Raw genomic sequence first — 19,776 nt, 5'->3', positions numbered from 1 at the left:
TGGATCAATTTCGAGCTATTTCAAGTGGTTAGGCCCCACATCGACAGGTCATTGCTCCGCGCAAGGTTCGTTGGGCTTCGCGGAGCTCTGCCCAACCTACGGGTGCGCGAGCCGGAGACGCTTTACCTGTGGGGGCGAGTGAATTCGCCCCCACACTCGGCCCAACCTACAAGGGCATCCGCGCCCTTCTCGACTGCTGCCCGAGCGGTGTGGCCGCCGGCTGGCGGATCAGCGCCGCGCGCCATTCGTTGGCGGTGGCCGCGTCGACTTCCTGCAACAACGCCACCTTGCCCGCCACCAGGGTCGCCGCCGGCACCCCGTCCCGATAGAGCAGGCGGTTGCCCGCCAGCGCCGGCACCTTGGCACCGCCCAGCAGGGTGCCCAGCAGGTTGAGCGGGTCGCAGGCGGAGAGACTGATCAGACTGCTGTCCAGCGGCCGCTTGCGCACCTCCCGGAGCAGGCCCACGGCTTCCGGCAGGGCGAACTGTTCACCGGAGACCCCGGCCACGAAGCGTCCGCCGCGTATCTCGCCACGCGCCTCCAGGCGGTGGTAGACCCGCAGCAGGTCGCGCCAGGGCGGCAGCCAGTTCGCCTCGCGCTCCAGCAGACGCCAGCCGACCACGCCGTATCGGCGCAGCAGGGTGCGCGCCACATGCTCCAGGGCTTCGGCCGGTACCTTGCCCTGCCCTTCCTCGGCCTTGCCGCGCAGCAGCGCCCAGCGACCGGCGTCCTGCATATTGGCCAGGGCCAGTCGCGCGCGGCGGTCGTGGCGACTGCGCCGGGCCGCCGGCAGCAGCAGGGAACGCAGGCCGGCGAAGCTGTCGGCATTGCACAGGCCCAGGGCCACCAGTTCGCCGAGGCAGTCCTCCAGCTCGCTGCGCAGCAGGTGGGCCTCGTCCATCAGTTCGTCGAAGAACAACGCTCCCTGGCTGGCCAGCACCTGGCGCACCCGTTCGGCACGGGCGGACGGCTCCGCCGCTGGCGCGTCCTGCAGGCAGGCGCGCCAGAGGCCCAGGCTCTTGCGCGGCAGCAGCAGGATGGGCGTGCCGCGCACCGGTCCCACCGCTGCCTTCCCGCGCCCACCCAGGCGGCACCAGACCAACCGGCCGGCGCGGCACAGGTCGTCCAGCCAGTTGATGCCGTAGTCGGCCACCCGGCTCGGCAGGATTTCGCTTTCCCAGCCGCCCGCTGCCGCCTCGAAGCCTTCCAGCTGCCCCAGCACCCCGGCCAGGGCCTCGGCGCCGCGTACCTGGGCGCTAGGCGCGACGCGCTGCCAGTCGAACAGAAAACGCATGAAATCGGCCCGCTCCACCGGTTCGATTTCGCGGCGCAGGCGCTTGACCGTATAGCGGTGGATGCGCGCCAGCAGATGCCGCTCGCACCATTCCTCGTCCTGCGCGCCGGGCGTGAAACGGCCACGCAATACATGGCCTTCGCGCTCCAGGCTGGCCAGGGCGAAGGCCAGGGTGGATGGTTCCTGGCGCAGGTCAGCGGCCAGCCGCGCCAGGGGCAAGGGACCGAAGCCGCTGAGTCGGGCCCGCAACACTTCCACCAAGGCCACCTCCGTTTCCCAGGGCTCGGTGAAGCCTTCGGGCGCGGCGATGGACGGTTTCAGCGCCGCCTGAGGATAGAGCGCGCGAAACAGCTCCAGGCGCTCGGCCGCCAGCCACAGGGCCGGTTTGCCCTTCAGGTGCAGGCAGCCCGCCCGCCTCGCCTTGGCCAATTGCCTGAGCCAGTCGGCCCAGCCGCTGTTGGCCTCGGCTTCGGCCTGGGTGACGCAGGCCAGGGCCAGCAGCGCTTCGTGCATCTCGTCGGCATCGCGCACCTCGGGCCAGGCTTCTTCGGCCACCGCAGCGATGGCGTCGGCATCCAGGGCGCCGAGGTCGTCGGCCGATTGCGGGTCGCTCCAGCGGCGGCTCTGCACAGCCTGGGTACGGCGCTCTTCCAGCGGCGCGTCGTCGAGGAAGGCATAGGGTCGGGCGCCGAGGATTTCCGCCGCCAGGGCCGAGGGCGCCGGCAGGTCGCGGGCCAGCAGTTCCACCTCGCCGCGCTCCATGCGCCGCAGCAGCGCCAGCCAACCCTCGGCATCCATGGCTTCGTGCAGGCAATCGTCGAGGGTCTGGGCCACCAGCGGGTGGTCGGGAATCTCGCGCTCGCCCACCAGGTTCTCCTGGCAGGCCACCTGGTCGGGGAATACGCTGGCGAGCAGGTCTTCGCTGCGCATGCGCTGGATCTGCGGTGCCACCCTGCGCCCGCCGGAGAAGCGCGGCAGGGCCAGGGCGGCGGAGGCGTTCCAGCGCCAGCGCACCCCGAACAGCGGCGCATCCAGCACGGCCTGGACCAGCACCTGCTCGGCGCTGTTGGAATGCAGGTAGCGCCAGACCTCGTCCAGCGGGAAGCTGTGGCTGGTGGAGAGGGAGAGGATGAGGGCGTCCTCGGTGGCCGCCGCCTGCAGCTCGAAGTTGAAGTTGCGGCAGAAGCGCTTGCGCAGCGCCAGGCCCCAGGCACGGTTGATCCGGCTGCCGAACGGCGAATGGATGATCAGTTGCATGCCGCCGGATTCGTCGAAGAAGCGCTCCATCACCAGCCGCTGCTGGGTCGGCAAGGCCCCCAGCGCTGCCTTTGCCCGCGCCAGGTATTCGACGATCTGCCGCGCCGCACCTTCGCTGAGGCCGATCTGTTCCATCAGCCCCCGAACCGCCCGCTCGATCTTCTCCCCCCTCCCGCCTTTCTCCCCTCTCCCGCCTGCGGGGCGAAGAGGCACGCTTTTCGGAAGCATCGCTTCCGGTGCCGATGAGCGACTGAGCGCGAAGCGGTCAGGCCGGGGCGCAGGGCGGGGGTTGGGGGAGAGGGCAATGTCATCGGGCACAGACTCTCCCAATAACCGCTCCACCTCCCCCCTCAGCCGTGCCACCGCCGCCGACAGCTCATCGCTGCGCCCCGGCGCCTCGCCCAGCCAGAAGGGAATGCTCGGCGGCTGTCCCCGGGCATCCTCCACCCGCACCCGCCCGGGCTCGACGCGGAGGATGCGGTAGGACTGGTTGCCCAGCTGGAACACATCGCCGGCCAGGCTTTCCACGGCGAAATCCTCGTGCACGCTGCCCACCGGCATGCCCTGGGGCTCCAGCAACACGGCGTAGTCGGCGGTTTCCGGGATGGCCCCGCCGGAGGTGATGGCGGTCAGCCGCGCCGCGCGCCGGCCACGCAGGCGACGGTTCACCGCGTCGCGGTGGAGGTAGGCGCCACGCACGCCCTGGCGGCCGTTGTAGCCCTCGGAAAGCATCTTCACCAAGGCGTCGAACTGGCCACGGGCAAGGTCAGCGTAGGGCATGGCGCGGGTCATCAGGCGGTAGAGCTCGTCCTCGCCCCATTCCTGGCACGCCACTTCGGCGACCATCTGCTGGGCCAGCACATCCAGCGGCGCATGGGGGATGGTCAGGGCGTCCAGCTCGTCGCGGCGCACGCAGTCCAGCAGCGCCGCGCATTCGACCAGGTCGTCCCGCGACTGCGGGAACAGCCGCCCCTTGGGCGTGCCGCCGACGCTGTGGCCGGAGCGCCCGACCCGCTGCAGGAAGGCGGCGATGCTGCGTGGCGAACCGAGCTGGCAGACCAGTTCCACGTCGCCGATATCGATGCCCAGCTCCAGCGACGCCGTGGCCACCAGCACCTTGAGTTCGCCACGCTTGAGACGCTGTTCGGCGCCCAGGCGCAGGTCCCGCGCCATGCTGCCATGGTGCGCGGCCACCGCCGCATCGCCCAGGCGCTCGGAAAGATGGCGACTGGCGCGCTCGGCCAGGCGCCGGGTGTTGACGAAGACCAGGGTGGTGCGGTGCTCGGCCACCAGTTCGGCCAGGCGGTCATAGACCTTCTCCCAGGCCTCATTGCTCAGCACCGCTTCCAGGGGGACCGGCGGCACCTCCAGTGCCAGGTCGCGTTCGCGGCTGTAGCCGACGTCCACCAGGGTGCAGCCCTCCTCGCGCTGGCCCATGAGGAACTGCGCCACCCGCTCGATGGGCTTCTGGGTGGCGGACAGGCCGATGCGCTGCAGCGGCCGCCCGCACAGGGCCTCCAGCCGTTCGGCGCTGAGCATCAGGTGGCTGCCGCGCTTGCTGCCGGCGATGGCGTGGATTTCGTCGACTATCAGGCTGCGGCAGCCCGCCAGCATGGCGCGGCCGGAGTCGGAGCCGAGGAGGATGTAGAGGGATTCGGGCGTGGTCACCAGTATGTGCGGCGGGCGCTTGCGCATGGCGTCGCGCTCGGCCTGCGGCGTATCGCCGGTGCGCACTGCGGTGCGGATGGCCACATCCGCCAGGCCCTGGTACGCCAGCTCGGCGCGGATGCCCGCCAAGGGAACCTCCAGGTTGATGCGGATGTCGTTGGACAGCGCCTTGAGCGGCGACACATAGACCACCGTGCAACGGTCCGGCAGGCCGCCCCGCTCCAGGCCCTCATGCAACAGCTCATCGATGGCGGAGAGGAAGGCGGTGAGCGTCTTGCCCGAACCGGTGGGCGCCGCCACCAGGGTGCTGCGTCCGGCGCGGATCGCCGGCCAGGCGCGACACTGGGCCGCCGTGGGCGCGGCGAAGGTGGCGCGGAACCAGGCGGCGACGGCGGGATGGAAGCCCTCCAGGGCGGTGGCATGGGTCGAGGTCATGGCTACCAATATGGGTCGGCTCCGGATTGTGCTCAAGGGCGCTGGCCGACCGGCTCTTCATCTACTTCAGGCCCCCTCGCCAACCGCAGTGAGCGGCTATTCCGGCTCCTTGCCCGGCAGCTTGCGGTTGGCTTCAGTGCGAGCGACGGTGACGATCTCGAAAACCAACTGGTCCACCACCTCATCCAGGGCGCCGGGTCCCAGCAGGGACCGCATGGTGACGCCGCTGATGCGCATCGCCTCGCGGGTCGCCGGTTCGATCAGGCTCACATCGATCACGTTGTGCGAGGAGAACTCGCACTTCACCTGATAGCCCGGTAGCACAGCCGCCACTTGCGACTGGAGCTTGGCTTGCAGCCGGTACTTCATCCTTCCTCCCGGGCGTGGGCCCCAAGCCGCGCCGTAGTTGCCATTCATCGGAAGTGCGAAATCGCATCGCCAAGTTGCAGGTATAGCCCATCGCTTTGGCTCGGCCATCAGGGCTGATGACCGGTTGCCAAGCTGCCGGACACTTGCAGCAGGACGGGCGATAGGCCACTAAACTAAAAATTGTCCCGCGATTGCAGGACACGGAAGGCGCCACTCCAGCACCGCACGACTCAGCTGCTGTGGCTCCTTCCTCATTTTTCCGTATCTCCCCACCGCGCCTGCGCACTGTCCTCCAGGAAGCCAGCATCAGCCGTTTCCACCGCGCGGCGGCGATGCCCTTCAACCTGATACTGGAGGCGCGCAAGTAGGGTAATTCACCGTATTGGCCCACACCGGATCGGCAATCCGGTGTGAGGGGGCTTCATGTTTGGAGCCTTGCTCATTGCCGAGCGAGCTTCGGGTTTCTGTTTCGCCCTCCCGGGCGAGTCACTTCTTTCAAACGCCAAAGAAGTAACCAAGAACGCTTGCCCCGACATCCGGGTTTGGCTTCGCCAAACTCCCCTCCCTCCATCGTCGCTCCGGGGGCCCGGCGTGAGGGGCCATCCATGGCCCCGCACGCCTCTCGCGGCATCCATGCCGCTCGTCCCCCTCTGCAACGATTCCGCTCGGCCTCCTGAAGGGGCGGAATCGCTGCCCCACCGCTTCTGCTCAGCTTCAGGCGCGTTTGGGCTTCAATTCTGTTTGGCCGTTGCCGGCGCAAGTCCCCCCTCTACCGCTTGCGGGAGAGGGGCCGGGGGTGAGGGAAATCCCCCGCGAAGAACCGCAAGTAAGGGTGCATTAAATCCGTTGGCTATTTTGCTGAGACTCAATCGTTCTCTCGCCGGCATCAGGCGCGATCTAGCCTCCATCAGTTGAGTGGTCAGCTCGACTGGGATGGAGGATGCGCCTGATGACTGCAAGCACGATCGAGACGGATTACCTGGTTATCGGCGCCGGGGGCTCGGCCATGGCCTTCGTCGACACCCTGCTGGACGAGTCGGATGCCCAGGTGCTGATCGTGGATCGCCACGCCCAGCCGGGCGGCCATTGGAACGACGCCTACCCCTTCGTCCGCCTGCACCAGCCCTCCGCCTTCTACGGCGTCAACTCACGGCAACTGGGCTCCGGCCACAAGGACCGGTCCGAATGGGGTGGAGGCTTGTACGAGTTGGCTTCCGGGGCGGAGATTCTCAGCTACTTCGACCAGGTCATGCAGCAGCGCTTCCTGCCATCCGGCCGCGTCCGCTACCTGCCGATGTGCAATTACGAGGGTGATCGAAAGGACCAGCACAGCGTCACTTCACAGCTCACCGGCGACTGCTGGCAGGTGAAGGTGCGCAGGAAGCTGGTGGACGGGACCTGGGCGCAGACCGCGGTGCCCTCTACCCATCCGCCGAAGTATCGGGTCGCACCCGGGTTGCGCTGCATTCCCCCGAACGACTTGCCGAAGCTGCGCGAACCCAGCGCCCGCTATGTGGTGGTGGGCGGCGGCAAGACCGGCATCGACGCCTGCCTCTGGCTGCTGCAGACGGGCGTTGTCGCCGAGCGCATCCAGTGGATAGTGCCAAACGATTTCTGGCTGCTGGACCGAGCCAACTTCCAGCCGGGCCAGGAGAACGTCGTCCGCACCATCGGCAGCCTGGCCCGGCAGTTTGGGGCCATAGGCGCTGCCGAGTCCGTCGCCGATCTCTTCCTCAGGCTGGAAAGCGCCGGCGAACTGCTGCGCATCGACTGCTCCGTCGAACCCACCGCCTTCCGCGCCGCCACCATCTCCCAGGGAGAACTGCGAGCGCTGCAAGGTATCGGCAACCTGGTGCGCCTGGGACGCGTCCAGGCCGTCGAACCCGAGCGGATCGTCCTCGACCGTGGCAGTGTCGATGCCCATCCCGACGCCCTCTACATCGATTGCAGCGCCAGCGCCATTCCGGTCATTCCCGAAGGCAGTGTCCAGGTCTTCGACGACAACCGGATCAACCTGGTGACGGTGAGCAGCTACCAGCTCCTCTTCAGTGCGGCGGTTATCGCCTATGTGGAAAGCCACTTCGACGACCTGGCGCAGATGAACGACTTCTGCCGCGTCGTCCCGCTGCCGCTGTCGCCCCTGGACTGGCTGCGGATGTGGGCCGTCTACCTCGGCAACCAGCGGCGCTGGAAACAGGACGCCGGGCTGTCCAACTGGCTGGCGCGCTGCCACCTGCACCTGCTGCCCACCGTCCTGCGCAGCCTGCAGGAAAACGACCCGGAAAAGCTGGCCGCGTTGAACGACTTCACCCAGGCCAGGCAGCAGGCGCTGGTAAACCTGCCCAGGTTGCTGCAAGCCGCAGGTTGCGCCCTGCAGGCTTGAGCGGCCGCCAGGGCGCGCACAGGAAGGAGGACATCCATGCCATCCATCGTGATTTTCGGAGCTGGGACCATCGGTTGCTACGTGGGGGGCCGACTGGCGATCGGCGGCGCCAGCGTAACCTTCATCGGGCGCGGCCATATGGCGGACACGCTGGCGCAACAGGGACTGACCCTCAGCGACCTCACGGGCTGGCAGGCCAGGCTTGAGCCGGAACTGATCCGGTTCAGCAGTGATCCGGCGGTAGTGGCCGACGCCGAAGTCGTGCTGGTCACGGTGAAATCCGGGGATACCGCCAGCGCCGCCGAGGCCATGGCTCCGCATCTCAAGGCATCAGCCCGGGTGCTGACCCTGCAGAACGGCCTGCATAATGCCGAGCTGCTCGCCAGCCGCTTGCCGGACCACGATGTGCTGGTCGGCCTGGTGCCTTTCAATGTGGCGCAGATTGCCGCCGGGCATTTCCACCAGGGCTCGGAAGGTACGTTGCAGGTCGAGCGCACACCGCGGCTGGATGGCACCCTGAAGGCCTTCGAGCGCGCCGGCCTGCCGCTGGTGCAGCACCGGGACTTCCATGCCGTGCAATGGGCCAAGCTATTGTTCAATCTCAACAACGCCGTGAATGCCCTGTCGGGGCTGCCATTGCGCGCCGAACTGTTGCAGCGCCCCTATCGCCACGTGCTGGCGGCCGCCCAGCGGGAAGGCCTCGCCCTGCTGGAACAGAAGCACCAACCCCTCGCGCGCCTGACGCCACTCCCCGCTCGGTGGATTCCGGCACTGCTGGATGCGCCGGACTCGTTCTTCCGCCTGGCCGCCAACCGGATGCTCGCCCTCGATCCCCTCGCCCGCTCCTCGATGCAGGATGATCTGCTGGCCGGACGCAAGACGGAAATCGACTACCTGCAGGGGGAAATCCTCCAACTCGCCGACAGCCTGAACCGGCCGGCACCGGTGAACGGCAAGCTGCTGCAACTGGTCCATGCCGCCGAGCAGGGCGGGCAACGCAACTGGTCCGGGGAAGCCCTGCTGAAGCAGGTTCAGGGCTGAACCGGGTGAGCTCGATGGTGGAAATCCGCCTTGCGGATTTTCACCCCACCGGGCGCGTGCCTTGCTGTAGGCTGGACCAGGCTCTACCTGTTCACCCGCCCCACGCTATTGCCGGAAATGCACAGCGGCAGCGAACATCACCAAGAAATTTCTTGTCACACGGCCTGCAATCTCGCTATTACGCTGAAGCAGGACCCGGAACACACGCCCGCAACGAATTCGTAACCTCGCAGTGCCCAGATAAGAACAATCGCCTCAACCTGCGCCATCAGCTTCGGCGCGTAGTACCCCAGGGACGGGCCCGGCCTGGTCCGCCGCCATCGCTTTAAGGAAACATCGAATGCCCAGAAGACACGTCATCAATGCCCAGGTAAGCCCGAAGGGCAGCCTGGAAACCCTCTCCCAACGTGAAGTGCAGCTACTGAGCGAAGCCGGCTCGGGGCGCATGTACCAGCTCTTCCGCCAGTGCGCCCTGGCCATCCTCAATACCGGGGCGCAGATCGACAACGCCAAGACCATCCTCGACGCCTACCGGGACTTCGAAGTCCGCATCCACCAGCAGGACCGCGGCGTGCGCCTGGAGCTGATCAATGCGCCGGCGGATGCCTTCGTCGATGGCGAGATGATCGCCAGCACCCGCGAGATGCTGTTCAGCGCCCTGCGCGACATCGTCTACACCGAGAACGAACTGGACAGCCTGCGCATCGACCTCGACAGCTCCCAGGGCATCACCGACTACGTCTTCCACCTGTTGCGCAACGCACGCACCCTGCGTCCGGGCGTGGAACCGAAGATAGTCGTGTGCTGGGGCGGCCACTCCATCAGCACCGAGGAATACAAGTACACCAAGAAGGTCGGCCACGAACTCGGCCTGCGCCACCTGGACGTCTGCACCGGCTGCGGCCCCGGCGTGATGAAGGGGCCGATGAAGGGCGCCACCATTGGTCACGCCAAGCAGCGCACCCATGGCGGCCGCTACCTGGGCCTGACCGAGCCCGGCATCATCGCCGCCGAGGCGCCCAACCCGATCGTCAACGAACTGGTGATACTCCCGGATATCGAGAAGCGCCTGGAAGCCTTCGTGCGCGTCGGCCACGGCATCATCATCTTCCCCGGCGGGGTCGGCACGGCGGAGGAGTTCCTCTACCTGCTCGGCATCCTGATGCACCCGGACAACCAGGACCTGCCCTTCCCGGTGGTGCTCACCGGCCCGAAGAACGCCGCGCCCTACCTGGAGCAACTGCACGCCTTCGTCGGCGCCACCCTCGGTGAAGCCGCCCAGGGCCGCTACAAGATCATCATCGACAACCCGGCCGAGGTCGCCGTGGAGATGGCCCAGGGTCTGAAGGCGGTCAAACAGTTCCGCCGCGAGCGTAATGACGCCTTCCACTTCAACTGGCTGCTGAAGATAGACGAAGGCTTCCAGCGCCCCTTCGACCCCACCCACGAGAACATGGCCAGCCTCACCCTCAGCCGCGACCTGCCGCCCCATGAACTGGCAGCCAACCTGCGCCGCGCCTTCTCCGGCATCGTCGCCGGAAACGTCAAGGACAAGGGCATCCGCCTGATCGAGCGGCACGGTCCCTACGAGATCCATGGAGATGCCGCGGTGATGCAGCCGCTGGACCACCTGCTGAAGTCCTTCGTCCGCCAACACCGGATGAAGCTGCCGGGCGGCGCGGCCTATGTGCCGTGCTATCGGGTAGTGCAGAGCGGCGTGGAAGATCTGGCGGGCTGAACCCTTGATGCGCTGAGCCCAGGGTAACGCGCTTCACGCCAATACGCTCCTCCCGGAAACCCCGCGCGACTCCGGCAGGCGGTGGGCCCCGGCCCACCGGCCTGCTGGAAACGCCATGCTGGCGCGGCACGGTCCGACAGTCGCGGGATGGCGCGGTCGGGGCTAGTCTCTTCGGGACGCAGCGCCCCAGGGGAGAAAAGCGCCATGCGATCCAGCCTCGCCACCGGCGTGACCCGCCGGGAAATCTGGGCCTGGGCGATGTTCGACTTCGCCAACTCCGGTTACACCACGGTGATCATCACCGCCGTCTTCAATGCCTACTTCGTCGCCGTGGTGGCCGAGGGCAAGCCCTGGGGCACCCTGGCCTGGACCAGCACCCTGGCCCTCTCCTACGCACTGGTGATAGTCACCGCCCCACTCATCGGCGCCTATGCCGACGCCACCGCGCGCAAGAAACGCCTGCTGGCGTTCAGCACCCTGGGCTGCGTGGTCTTCACCGCCGCCCTGGCGCTGGCCGGGCCGGGCGCCCTGGCGGTGGCGGTACTGTTCGTGGTGCTGTCGAACTTCTGCTTCGGCACCGGGGAGAACCTGATCGCCGCCTTCCTCCCCGAGCTCGCCCGCGAAGAAGCGCTCGGGCGGGTTTCAGGCTGGGGCTGGGGCCTGGGCTATATCGGCGGCCTGGCCAGCCTGGGGGCCTGCCTGGGCTACGTCAGCTGGGCCCAGGGCCAGGGGCAGACGGCGGCGCAGTTCGTGCCGGTGTGCGTGTTGATCACGGCCTTGCTCTTCGCCGTCGCCAGCACGCCGACATTCCTTTACCTGAAGGAACGCAGCCAGCCGCAACTGGCCACCGGCCCGGGTGGGGCCTGGGCACGCTTCGCCAGGACGCTTCGCGAGGCCGGCCGCTACCGCGACCTGCTGCGCTTCCTCGCCTGCACCGTCTGCTACCAGGCCGGGATCTCGGCCGTGATCAGCCTGGCGGCCATCTACGCCGACCAGGTGATGGGCTTCACCACCCAGGACACCCTGCTGCTGATCTTCATCGTCAATATCACCGCCTCCCTCGGCGCCGTGGCGTTCGGCTGGCTGCAGGATCGCATCGGCCACCGCCCCACCCTGGCCCTTACCCTGCTGGGCTGGCTGGCCATGGTGGGCATGGTCTGGCTGGCCAGCGGCCCGGTGCTGTTCTGGGCCGCGGCCAATGTCGCCGGCCTGTGCATGGGCGCCAGCCAGTCCGCGGGGCGCGCCATAGTCGGCCTGCTGGCGCCGCCCACGCGGCTGGCGGAGTTCTTCGGCCTCTGGGGCCAGGCGGTGAAGCTCTCGGCCATCCTCGGCCCCATGACCTACGGCCTGGCCAGCTGGCTGTCCGGCGGCGACCATCGCCTGGCGATGCTGATCACCGGCAGCTATTTCGTCGCCGGCCTGCTGCTCCTGGCCAGCGTGCGCCTGGAGCGCGGCCGCCGCACGGCGCTGGCCGGCTGACGAATCACAGGCCGCAGGACTTGTAGGAGCGAGCTTGCTCGCGAACAGCCCGAGCGCGATCTGCAGGAGCAAGCTCGCGCCTGCAGATCGCGGGCCTTCAGCCCTCCTCGTCTTCCCTTACCAGCACGCAGTGCATGCCGTCGTCGTCTTCGTTGCAGTCGTAGAGGTAGAACATCTGCACCTCGCCGCTGGCGGTGACCACCGCGACGAAGTCGCCGGCATCGGCGAGGAAGAACTCACGGCTGGCGGGCTCGGCCTGGCATTCGATCAGGGCGGTGACGAAGGCGGCGGGGTCGATGTCGCCGAAATAGTCCTCACTGTCCTGGACGCTCCATTCGGCCGGCGCCTGGAAAGGTCCGGTGAAGAGGATGCGGGCATCGCCCAGGTCTTCCTCTTCGGCATCCAGGTCGTTCTCGTCGGGGCGGTAGAGGCTGCAGTCCAGGGCGTCGGCATGCCCGAGCACGGCCTGGCGGGCGGCCAGGCGCTTTTCCGGGTCGAGGCCTGCGGCCAGGCAGATCTGCGCCCAGCTGTCGTGTTGGCGTTGGGACACGGGGGTGTTCCTTCTTGGTGGGGGCTTGGAAGGAGTCTAGTGTCGGGTACGGCAACGCAGCGGGCAAATCCGTATTGCGGCAAGCCGCCGCGCCTGTGCTTAGATGAAGCCAATGCCCCCAGGCCGAGCCCCCATGATCCCCGCCGAGAACCAGGTCCAGTTGCACGAGATCTTCACCGCCCACGGCATGAGCGACCCGGCGCTGCTGGACTGCCTGCTGCAGTCACTGAAGCTGCGCGACTACGATCACGACCAGCTGATCATCCGCGCCGGCGAGCGGCCCACGCACTTCTACGTCATCCTCAGCGGCGTGGCGCGCTACTACTACCTGTCTCCCGAAGGCCGGCAGTGGAACAAGGCCTTCTTCCGCGAGGGCCAGCTGATCGGCTCCCTCAGCGCCTACTTCAAGCAGCAGCCCTGCACCTACAACATCGCCGCCGTGGAGCGCTGCCGGCTGGCCTGCCTGCCGCTGGCCCTGGTCGCCCGGCAGCGCGAGCGCTTCCCGCAATTGCAGCAGATGCAGGACCTGATGACCCGCCAGATCATGCTGCGCAACGAGGACCGCGAGGCGCTGCTGCTCACCAGCAACAGCGAGCAGCGCTACCAGTGGCTGCTGGAGCACGAGGCCTGGCTGCTCGACCGGGTGCCCCAATACCAGCTGGCCAGCTACCTGGGCATGGACCCGGTGTCCTTCTCGCGGATCAAGCGCAAGCTGGGGCACTGACCACTTCACGCACCTGCAGCCCCAGGGCCTCGGCGTGCTCGACGCAGCATGCCAGATGCCCGGCGCTCACCCCACGCAGGCTTATCCACAGGCCGCCTTCGGGTCCCTGTGCCACTTCGCAGGTCACCCCGGGGCAGTCGCTGCCGAGGCGTTCGAGGTAGACGCTGGCCGCAGCCATTTCCCGCAGGCGCTGCTTGTGGATCTTGCCCACCACAGTGACCGGCAGGGCCGCCACCAGGAACACCCGCTTGGGGCAGGCCGGGCGTTCGGCGATGTGCTCGAAGGCGTGCTGCTGCAGCTCCTCGACGCTGGCGGAAAGGTCCTGGCGCAATTGCACGAAGACCACCGGCAACTCGCCGGCGTACTCGTCCGGCATGCCCACGGCCGCGGCCAGGGACACCGCCGGGTGGCTCTCCAGACAATTCTCGATCAGCGCCGGGTCTATGTTGTGGCCGCTGCGGATGATCAGGTCCTTGGCGCGCCCGGTGATGAACAGGTTGCCCTCCTCGTCCAGGTGACCGAGGTCGCCGCTGCGCAACCAGCCATCCTCCAGGAGCGGCGCTTCCTGGCCGAGGTAGCCGGCGAACAGGGTGGGACCACGCACGCAGATCTCCCCGCCGTCGATGCGCACCTCGATGGGCGCCGCCACATGCCCGGCGCTACCGGGAATCGCCGGCCGGGCCAGGTTGGGCAGGGTGATGACGCCACTGCACTCGGTCATGCCGTAGGCCTGGTAGAGCTGCAGCCCGGTAACGGCTTGCACTTTCTCGCAGAGGGCCGCCGGCACCGGCGCACCGCCCGACAGCATGAAGCGCAGGCTGCCGATCTCGTGCCGGCCGATGGGAACGTCGAGCATGGCCGCCACCGAGGTGGGAATGCCGCCGCTGAGGGTGATGCCGTAGTGCTCCACCAGACGCCAGTGCTGGCGGATCACCTCCGGGTTGCGGAAGCCGCCCAGCGTCGGCAGCAGCATGCGCAGGCCGCTGGCCAGGCCGCCCAGACTGTTCACCAGGGCGCCGGCCACATGGAAGATCGGCAGACCGTTGAGCGCCACATCCTCGGGTCCTGCGGCCATGCACGCACGGTAGGCGCAAGCGGCGGCCACCTGGTTGGCGTGGGTTTGCCGGGCCAGCCTGGGCAGGCCGGTGGTGCCGCCGGTGTGGAAGTAGGCGGCGATGTCCCCGGGCCGGGGCCGCAGTGCGACTTCCAGAGCCGCGCCGCTGTATCTGTCGACCAGGCTGTCGTAGTGCAGCTCGCCGCCCGGGACCAGCACGGACAGGCACCCGGGTTGCTTCGACAGTCGCCGCGACGCGGCCAGGGCCTTCTCCCAGAGGTCGCTGCCCGGCACCGGGCCGAGGGCGACCACCAGGTCGGTGCCGGCCTTTTCCATCAGGCTGGCCAGCGCCTCTTCGTTCAGCAGCGGGTTGATCGGGTTGGCGATGCCGATACTGGCGGCGGCCCAGAGCAGGCTCTGGCTCTGCGGAATGTTCGGCAGCAGCAGGGTGATCACCGGCTTGCGGGTGCCGGCCAGGTCGAGCAGCAGGCGCGCGCTGCGGTTGAGCCGGGTGAAGAACCCCGCGTAGTCGAGATCCTGCTCGCCGATCTCCGCGCCCAGGCTGTGGATATAGGTCAGGGCGATCCGCTCGGGGTGCTCGGCCGCCGAGGCCTGCAGCAGTTCATAGACGGTGGTGGGAGCTTGGGCGGGCATGGCGGCCTCCTTGGACCTGCGCGTTGTTGTGCGCCGATTCTTGGGGGCCACGGCGGTCGCGGCATTAACAAATGTTAAGAAGGCTGGCTAGGCTGTAATGCACGGCCAGCGCCGCCCTGGCGACATCGTTCCGCCGTCCCTGTCCCCTGGCCGAAGGCAACGGCCACCCCGCATCGGCCCGGGCCGATGGTCGCGACAGGAGAATCCCATGAAGCCACTCCAGCTCCTTACCCTAGGCGGACTTGCCGCCTGCCTCGCCGCCCAGGCCGAGGTCGCCAGCGAAAAGAACATCACCCTCCCACTCGCCACGGAAATCGCCAGCGCCGTGGTGCAGGGCTGCGCCGCCAAGGGCTACAACGTCACCGCCACAGTGGTGGACCGCGCTGGCAGCGTGCGCGTCGTGCTGCGCGCCGACAAGGCCGGCCCGCACACCCTGGACTCCAGTCGCCGCAAGGCCTACACGGCCGCGTCCACCAAGCGCAGCACCACCGAGGTGCTGGAGACCGTGCAGAAGAATCCCGGCGCCCAGCACCTGCCGATGATCGACGACTTCCTGGTGGTGGGCGGTGGTGTGCCGATCAAGGTGGGTGACGAGGTGATAGGCGCCGTGGGCGTGGGCGGCGCGCCCGGCGGGCACCTGGACGAGCAATGCGCTACGGCCGCGCTGGATACGGTGAAAGCCCAGCTCAAATAGGCCACGGCCTCAATCGTGCTCGCCACCGCACCACATGCCTTCCAGCTTGAGTCCGTCGGGGTCGAGGAAGTACACCGCGTAGTAGTCCTCGTAGTACTCCCCGGCGGGGTCGACTATGGTCACGCCGTTCTGCTCGAGGAAGATCTGCAGCGCGTCCACGTCCTTGCGGCTGCGCAGGAAGAAGGCGTAATGGTGAAAACCCACCTCGCCGATGCGGTGCTTGTGCCTGCGGCCCTTGGCGTCGGCGGCGAAGATCCAGAAGCGGGTCTTCGCAGTCTTCCAGCCGATGGCGTTCTCGTACTCGTTGGAAACCTCCAGGCCGAGGAACTCGAAGAGCCGGCCGTAGAACTCCTTGGAACGCGGGAAGTCGCTGACGGAGATCACCAGGTGGTCGGTGTCCAGGACCCTGCTCATGGTCGGACCTCCCATTGCATGGCTGTCCTGGAGGTATAGACGCAATCGACGAGGCGGACCTCAGCCTTCCAGCCCGTCCCGGACCATCTCCAGGAAGGTCGCCAGGATGCGCCGCGAACTCTGCGCCCGCAGGCAGACCAGGGTCTCGGTGAAGCGCCGCTGGCAATCGAGGATCGGCAGGGCGCGAACCCGCGAGTCGGAACCCAGCTCGGCCGCCGAGACCACCCCGGCACCAATGCCGAACGCCACCGCCTCCAGCGCCGCTTCGCGCCCCTCCACCTCGATCGCCTTGCGGACGCGCAGGCCGGCGGCGGCCATCTCCTCCTCGAGGGTCTGCCGGGTGACCGAACCCTGCTCGCGCAGGACCAGCGGCGCGTCGTCGAGGTCGGCCAGGCGGATGGAGTCGCGCGCCGCCCAGGGATGCCCGTGGGCGACGAAGGCGACCATCGGATCGCTGCGCAGGTGCAGCGTGAGCAGGCGCTCGTCTTCCACGCTGCGCCCGAGCAGGGCCAGGTCGGCGCGGTGGCTGAACAGCCGCTGCAGGACATCGTCGGTGTTGCCGGTCTCGATCTTCACCTCGATACCCGGGTAGCGCGCGCAGAAGCGCGCGACATGGGGCAGCACATGCACCGGCGCATCCACGGCAAGGTTCAGGCTGCCGGTGGTCAGGGTGCGGTAGTCCATCAGCAGCTCGTGGGCATCGGTGCTGATGTCGAACAGACGCCGGGTCAGGCCGAACAGCCGCTCGCCCACGTCGGTCAGGCGCACCGAGCGCTTGTCGCGGTGGAACACCATCACCCCGTAGTACTCCTCGAGCTTGCGCACCTGGTCGGACACCGCCGGCTGGGACAGGCACAGCTGGTCGGCCGCCCGGGTGAAGCTGCCGTTCACGGCCACGGCATGGAACGCCCTCAACTGCGAATGGGAAACGGACATGGTGGCCTCTGGATAAGTTGAACTTATTTGAAAATACATCAAATCGATTTCAGTTATCCAAGCCAAGTTGCTCTGATGGTTGCCGCACGTTCCACAGCTGACAGGCCGGCCGGAGGAAACAGGACTCCCCGCGGTGGAGGCGCCTGCGTACCTGACCCCTTTCCCATGACCAGGAGAACAGCATGACGATCGAACGATTCGAGGTGGCCAGGCGCCGCTCGGAAATGGTCCTGCACGACAACCACCTCTACATCGGCGGCCAGGTGGCCGAAGACACCACGGGCGATATCGAGGCGCAGACCCGGGAAGTGCTGGCGAACATCGAGCGCCTGCTGCTCGACGTTGGCAGCAACCGCCAACGGCTGCTCTCGGTGCGCATCCTGCTCGCCCACCGCGAGGACTACGCGGGGCTCAACCGGGTCTGGGACGAATTTTTCCCCGAAGGCCATGCACCAACCCGCGCCTGCACCCTGGCGGAACTGATCGACCCGCGCTGGCGGGTGGAAATGATCGCGGTCGCCGCGCGCGGCTGATCACTGCACCCGAACCTATCCCACGGAGATGACCCCATGCGTCCCTACTGGCTCGACCAGGCCCTGAAGACCCAGCCCTCCACGCCCTGCCCCGCACTGCGGCAGGACACCCGCGCCGATGTCTGCATCGTCGGCGGTGGCTACACCGGCCTGTGGACGGCGATCATGCTCAAGGAGCAGAACCCCGAACTCGACGTGGTGATAGTCGAGGCCGACATCTGCGGCGCCGGTGCCAGCGGCCGCAATGGCGGCTGCGCGCTGTCCTGGTCGGCCAAGTACTTCACCCTCGAACGCCTGTTCGGGGTGGCCGAGGCCGTGCGCCTGGTCCAGGCCTCGGAGGACAGCATCCGGGCCATCGGCGACTTCTGCCGCCGCTACGCGGTGGATGCCGACTACCGGCTCGACGGCACCCTCTATACGGCGACCAACCGCGCGCAGCAGGGGGCGACCGACGCGGTGGTCGCCGCCCTCGAGCGCAACGGCATCAACTCCTTCACCAGGTGCCCGCTGCCCGAGTTGCAGCGCATGGCGGGTTCGGCCCGGCATATCGAGGGCTGGTTCTCGCCGGCGGCGGCCAGCGTGCAGCCGGGCAAGCTGGTGCGCGGCCTGCGCCGGGTCGCGCTGGAACTCGGCGTGCGCCTGTACGAAGGCACGCCGATGACCGGCCTGGAGGAAGGCCGCCCGGCCACGGTCGCCACCCCCGGTGGCCGCGTCGTCGCCGACCGCGTGGTGCTGGCGATCAACGCCTGGATGGCGCGCGCCTTCCCACGCTTCGAGCGCTCGGTGGCGATAGTCTCCAGCGACATGATCATCACCGAGCCGCGCCCCGACCTGCTCGAACGCATCGGCCTGACCAGCGGGGTGACGGTGCTCGACTCGCGGATCTTCGTGCACTACTACCACAACACCCCCGACGGCCGGATCATGCTCGGCAAGGGCGGCAACACCTTCGCCTACGGTGGCCGCATCCTGCCGGTGTTCGACCAGCCCTCGCCCTATGAAGCGCTATTGCGCAGGAGTCTGGCGGAGTTCTTCCCGGACTTCGCCGAGGTGGGCATCGAGGCGACCTGGAACGGCCCCTCGGATCGCTCGGTCACCGGCCTGCCCTTCTTCGGCCGGATGGGCGCCGGCGACAACATCTTCTACGGCTTCGGTTATTCCGGGAGCGGCGTCGGCCCCTGCCACATGGGCGGGCAGATCCTCTCCTCGCTGGTCCTCGGGCTGGACAATCCCTGGACCCGCTCGCCCCTGGTGCAAGGCCCCCTCGGCCACTTCCCGCCGGAGCCGATCCGCTACCTGGGCTCGCTGATGGTGCGCAACGCGATCCGCCGCAAGGAGCGCGCCGAGGACCACGGCCGGCGGCCCCGGCACCTGGACGTGCGCCTGGCGAAATTTGCCGCGGCGGCCGGCAAGGCGGACAAGGGCTAGGGCCCCTGTGCCGTCAGAAACGCTGCAGCTGCATCTCGCGCAAGCGGCTGAGGGTGCGCCGGAACGGAAACTCCAGGTAGCCCTCGGTATACAGTTGCTCCAGCGCCACGGCCGCCTCGACATAGAGCGGCACACGCCGGTCGTAACACTCGTCCACCAGGGCGATGAAGCGCCGCACGCTGTCGTCATGCACCGACAGCTGCGGCAGCTCGCGGTCGCCGGCAGCCACGCGCTCGGCGCCGTCTTCGGTGCCCCGGGCGATGCGCCCCTCGCGCCGGGGGGCACTGAGGCAGGGCACTTCGCCGAGGAGGATGGCCGGAAAGCGATCGCACAGGGCGATGAAGTCCAGCGCCGCCAGGGGCTGCTCGCAGAGGTCGGCATAGCGGAACCAGGCCGCCGCCGCGCAACGGCGTACCACCGGCACCGGGCGGTGGCCGAGGTCCAGCGGCTCGTTCGAGGAAACCTGCCCCGTCGCCAGCCGTTCGAACACCTCGGCCAGGGCGCTGGGCCCGCCGGGCGCGGCCAGCCAGTAGCGCTGGTGGAGGGCGCCGGGGTGCAGGCGATGGTCCTGGCCGCCGTCCACCGCCACCACCTGCATGTGCCGTTCGATAGCGGCGATGGCCGGGAGGAAGCGCTCGCGGTTGAAGCCGTCGGCGTAGAGCTGTTGCGGCGGCTGGTTGGAGGTGGCGACCATGGCCACGCCTTCCTCGAACATCGCCGTCAGCAGGCGGCCCAGGAGCATGGCGTCACCGATATCGTTGACGAACAGCTCGTCGAAGCAGAGCACCCGCACCTCGCGGCCCAGTTCGCGGGCCAGGGCTTGCAGCGGGTCGGGAGTGCCGGTGAGCTGGAACAGGCGCTGGTGCACCCAGCGCATGAAGTGATGGAAATGCTGGCGCCGGGCCGGAACCCGCAGGCTCTGGTGGAAACGGTCCATCAACCAGGTCTTGCCGCGCCCGACCGGCCCCCAGAGGTAGACACCGGTCACCCGGCCGGCCTGGTGCAGGGCCTCGTGGCAGGCCTGCAGCAATTCGACCGCCTGGTGCTGGGCGGGATCAGGCTGGAAGCCGCCCTGCTCCAGGGCATGCTGGTAGGCGGCAAGGGGGGAATCGAAGGTCATGGCGC

At 68.1% G+C, this 19,776-nt stretch carries 15 protein-coding genes; 8 read left to right on the top strand and 7 right to left on the bottom strand.

Annotated features, from left to right (window positions below):
* Nucleotides 1-166: 166 nt before the first annotated feature.
* Both E8F11_RS25405 and E8F11_RS25400 read right to left on the bottom strand, forming a co-directional pair.
* Complete coding sequence (locus tag E8F11_RS25405; RefSeq protein WP_280291686.1) at nt 167-4,654, bottom strand: DEAD/DEAH box helicase; 4,488 nt, start codon at nt 4,652-4,654, stop codon at nt 167-169.
* A 96-nt stretch (nt 4,655-4,750) separates the two neighbouring features.
* Complete coding sequence (locus E8F11_RS25400) at nt 4,751-5,023, bottom strand: hypothetical protein (RefSeq protein ID WP_280291685.1); 273 nt, start codon at nt 5,021-5,023, stop codon at nt 4,751-4,753.
* 949 nt (nt 5,024-5,972) lie between these two features.
* On the opposite strand from E8F11_RS25400, the gene E8F11_RS25395 reads away from it, so the two are divergent.
* The 4 genes from E8F11_RS25395 (at nt 5,973) to E8F11_RS25380 (ending at nt 11,664) form a co-directional block, all read left to right on the top strand.
* On the top strand, nt 5,973-7,406 hold the full coding sequence (locus E8F11_RS25395) for an NAD(P)/FAD-dependent oxidoreductase (protein ID WP_280291684.1): 1,434 nt from the start codon (nt 5,973-5,975) through the stop codon (nt 7,404-7,406).
* A 36-nt stretch (nt 7,407-7,442) separates the two neighbouring features.
* Nucleotides 7,443-8,447, top strand: a complete 1,005-nt coding sequence (locus tag E8F11_RS25390) for a 2-dehydropantoate 2-reductase (RefSeq protein ID WP_280291683.1) — start codon at nt 7,443-7,445, stop codon at nt 8,445-8,447.
* Between the two features lie 340 nt (nt 8,448-8,787).
* Nucleotides 8,788-10,185, top strand: a complete 1,398-nt coding sequence (gene ppnN / locus E8F11_RS25385) for a nucleotide 5'-monophosphate nucleosidase PpnN (protein ID WP_280291682.1) — start codon at nt 8,788-8,790, stop codon at nt 10,183-10,185.
* Between the two features lie 204 nt (nt 10,186-10,389).
* The gene (locus E8F11_RS25380) at nt 10,390-11,664 is read left to right on the top strand and encodes an MFS transporter (RefSeq protein WP_280291681.1); all 1,275 of its coding nucleotides are present in this window, start codon (nt 10,390-10,392) and stop codon (nt 11,662-11,664) included.
* Between the two features lie 97 nt (nt 11,665-11,761).
* Here the strand turns inward: E8F11_RS25380 and E8F11_RS25375 are convergent, their stop codons facing one another.
* The gene (locus E8F11_RS25375) at nt 11,762-12,181 is read right to left on the bottom strand and encodes a hypothetical protein (protein WP_280291738.1); all 420 of its coding nucleotides are present in this window, start codon (nt 12,179-12,181) and stop codon (nt 11,762-11,764) included.
* 166 nt (nt 12,182-12,347) lie between these two features.
* On the opposite strand from E8F11_RS25375, the gene E8F11_RS25370 reads away from it, so the two are divergent.
* Complete coding sequence (locus tag E8F11_RS25370) at nt 12,348-12,938, top strand: Crp/Fnr family transcriptional regulator (RefSeq protein WP_280291680.1); 591 nt, start codon at nt 12,348-12,350, stop codon at nt 12,936-12,938.
* Here the strand turns inward: E8F11_RS25370 and E8F11_RS25365 are convergent.
* Nucleotides 12,916-14,646 (bottom strand): AMP-binding protein, encoded by a 1,731-nt coding sequence (locus E8F11_RS25365; protein WP_280291679.1) that lies wholly within the window; start codon nt 14,644-14,646, stop codon nt 12,916-12,918. The two genes, E8F11_RS25370 and E8F11_RS25365, sit on opposite strands and share 23 nt — an antisense overlap.
* A 208-nt stretch (nt 14,647-14,854) precedes the next feature.
* Here E8F11_RS25365 and E8F11_RS25360 point away from each other — a divergent pair, with 208 nt between their 5' ends.
* Nucleotides 14,855-15,340 (top strand): heme-binding protein, encoded by a 486-nt coding sequence (locus E8F11_RS25360; RefSeq protein WP_280291678.1) that lies wholly within the window; start codon nt 14,855-14,857, stop codon nt 15,338-15,340.
* Between the two features lie 9 nt (nt 15,341-15,349).
* Here the strand turns inward: E8F11_RS25360 and E8F11_RS25355 are convergent, their stop codons facing one another.
* Nucleotides 15,350-15,754 carry a VOC family protein gene (locus tag E8F11_RS25355; RefSeq protein WP_280291677.1) on the bottom strand — a complete coding sequence of 135 codons (405 nt, stop codon included), beginning with the start codon at nt 15,752-15,754 and terminating at the stop codon, nt 15,350-15,352.
* A 60-nt stretch (nt 15,755-15,814) separates the two neighbouring features.
* Nucleotides 15,815-16,690, bottom strand: coding sequence for a LysR substrate-binding domain-containing protein (locus tag E8F11_RS25350; protein WP_280291676.1), 876 nt, complete (start codon nt 16,688-16,690; stop codon nt 15,815-15,817).
* 182 nt (nt 16,691-16,872) lie between these two features.
* On the opposite strand from E8F11_RS25350, the gene E8F11_RS25345 reads away from it, so the two are divergent.
* Complete coding sequence (locus E8F11_RS25345) at nt 16,873-17,223, top strand: RidA family protein (protein ID WP_280291675.1); 351 nt, start codon at nt 16,873-16,875, stop codon at nt 17,221-17,223.
* 36 nt (nt 17,224-17,259) lie between these two features.
* Complete coding sequence (locus E8F11_RS25340) at nt 17,260-18,651, top strand: FAD-dependent oxidoreductase (RefSeq protein WP_280291674.1); 1,392 nt, start codon at nt 17,260-17,262, stop codon at nt 18,649-18,651.
* 13 nt (nt 18,652-18,664) lie between these two features.
* Here the strand turns inward: E8F11_RS25340 and zapE are convergent, their stop codons facing one another.
* Nucleotides 18,665-19,771 carry a cell division protein ZapE gene (gene zapE / locus E8F11_RS25335; protein WP_280291673.1) on the bottom strand — a complete coding sequence of 369 codons (1,107 nt, stop codon included), beginning with the start codon at nt 19,769-19,771 and terminating at the stop codon, nt 18,665-18,667.
* Nucleotides 19,772-19,776: the final 5 nt, after the last annotated feature.

It is taken from the genome of Pseudomonas sp. BN417 (assembly GCF_029871205.1).
Classification (GTDB): Bacteria; Pseudomonadota; Gammaproteobacteria; order Pseudomonadales; family Pseudomonadaceae; genus Metapseudomonas.
The sequence above is the reverse complement of the archived record's forward strand: the minus strand, read 5'-3'. Positions and strand labels throughout refer to the sequence as shown.

Excerpts from the sequence above, each read along its gene's own strand:
- E8F11_RS25405 (WP_280291686.1), bottom strand. The coding sequence starts at position 4,654 with ATGACCTCGACCCATGCCACCGCCCTGGAGGGCTTCCATCCCGCCGTC.
- E8F11_RS25400 (WP_280291685.1), bottom strand. The coding sequence starts at position 5,023 with ATGAAGTACCGGCTGCAAGCCAAGCTCCAGTCGCAAGTGGCGGCTGTG.
- E8F11_RS25395 (WP_280291684.1), top strand. The coding sequence starts at position 5,973 with ATGACTGCAAGCACGATCGAGACGGATTACCTGGTTATCGGCGCCGGG.
- E8F11_RS25390 (WP_280291683.1), top strand. The coding sequence starts at position 7,443 with ATGCCATCCATCGTGATTTTCGGAGCTGGGACCATCGGTTGCTACGTG.
- ppnN (WP_280291682.1), top strand. The coding sequence starts at position 8,788 with ATGCCCAGAAGACACGTCATCAATGCCCAGGTAAGCCCGAAGGGCAGC.
- E8F11_RS25380 (WP_280291681.1), top strand. The coding sequence starts at position 10,390 with ATGCGATCCAGCCTCGCCACCGGCGTGACCCGCCGGGAAATCTGGGCC.
- E8F11_RS25370 (WP_280291680.1), top strand. The coding sequence starts at position 12,348 with ATGATCCCCGCCGAGAACCAGGTCCAGTTGCACGAGATCTTCACCGCC.
- E8F11_RS25365 (WP_280291679.1), bottom strand. The coding sequence starts at position 14,646 with ATGCCCGCCCAAGCTCCCACCACCGTCTATGAACTGCTGCAGGCCTCG.
- E8F11_RS25360 (WP_280291678.1), top strand. The coding sequence starts at position 14,855 with ATGAAGCCACTCCAGCTCCTTACCCTAGGCGGACTTGCCGCCTGCCTC.
- E8F11_RS25355 (WP_280291677.1), bottom strand. The coding sequence starts at position 15,754 with ATGAGCAGGGTCCTGGACACCGACCACCTGGTGATCTCCGTCAGCGAC.
- E8F11_RS25350 (WP_280291676.1), bottom strand. The coding sequence starts at position 16,690 with ATGTCCGTTTCCCATTCGCAGTTGAGGGCGTTCCATGCCGTGGCCGTG.
- E8F11_RS25345 (WP_280291675.1), top strand. The coding sequence starts at position 16,873 with ATGACGATCGAACGATTCGAGGTGGCCAGGCGCCGCTCGGAAATGGTC.
- E8F11_RS25340 (WP_280291674.1), top strand. The coding sequence starts at position 17,260 with ATGCGTCCCTACTGGCTCGACCAGGCCCTGAAGACCCAGCCCTCCACG.
- zapE (WP_280291673.1), bottom strand. The coding sequence starts at position 19,771 with ATGACCTTCGATTCCCCCCTTGCCGCCTACCAGCATGCCCTGGAGCAG.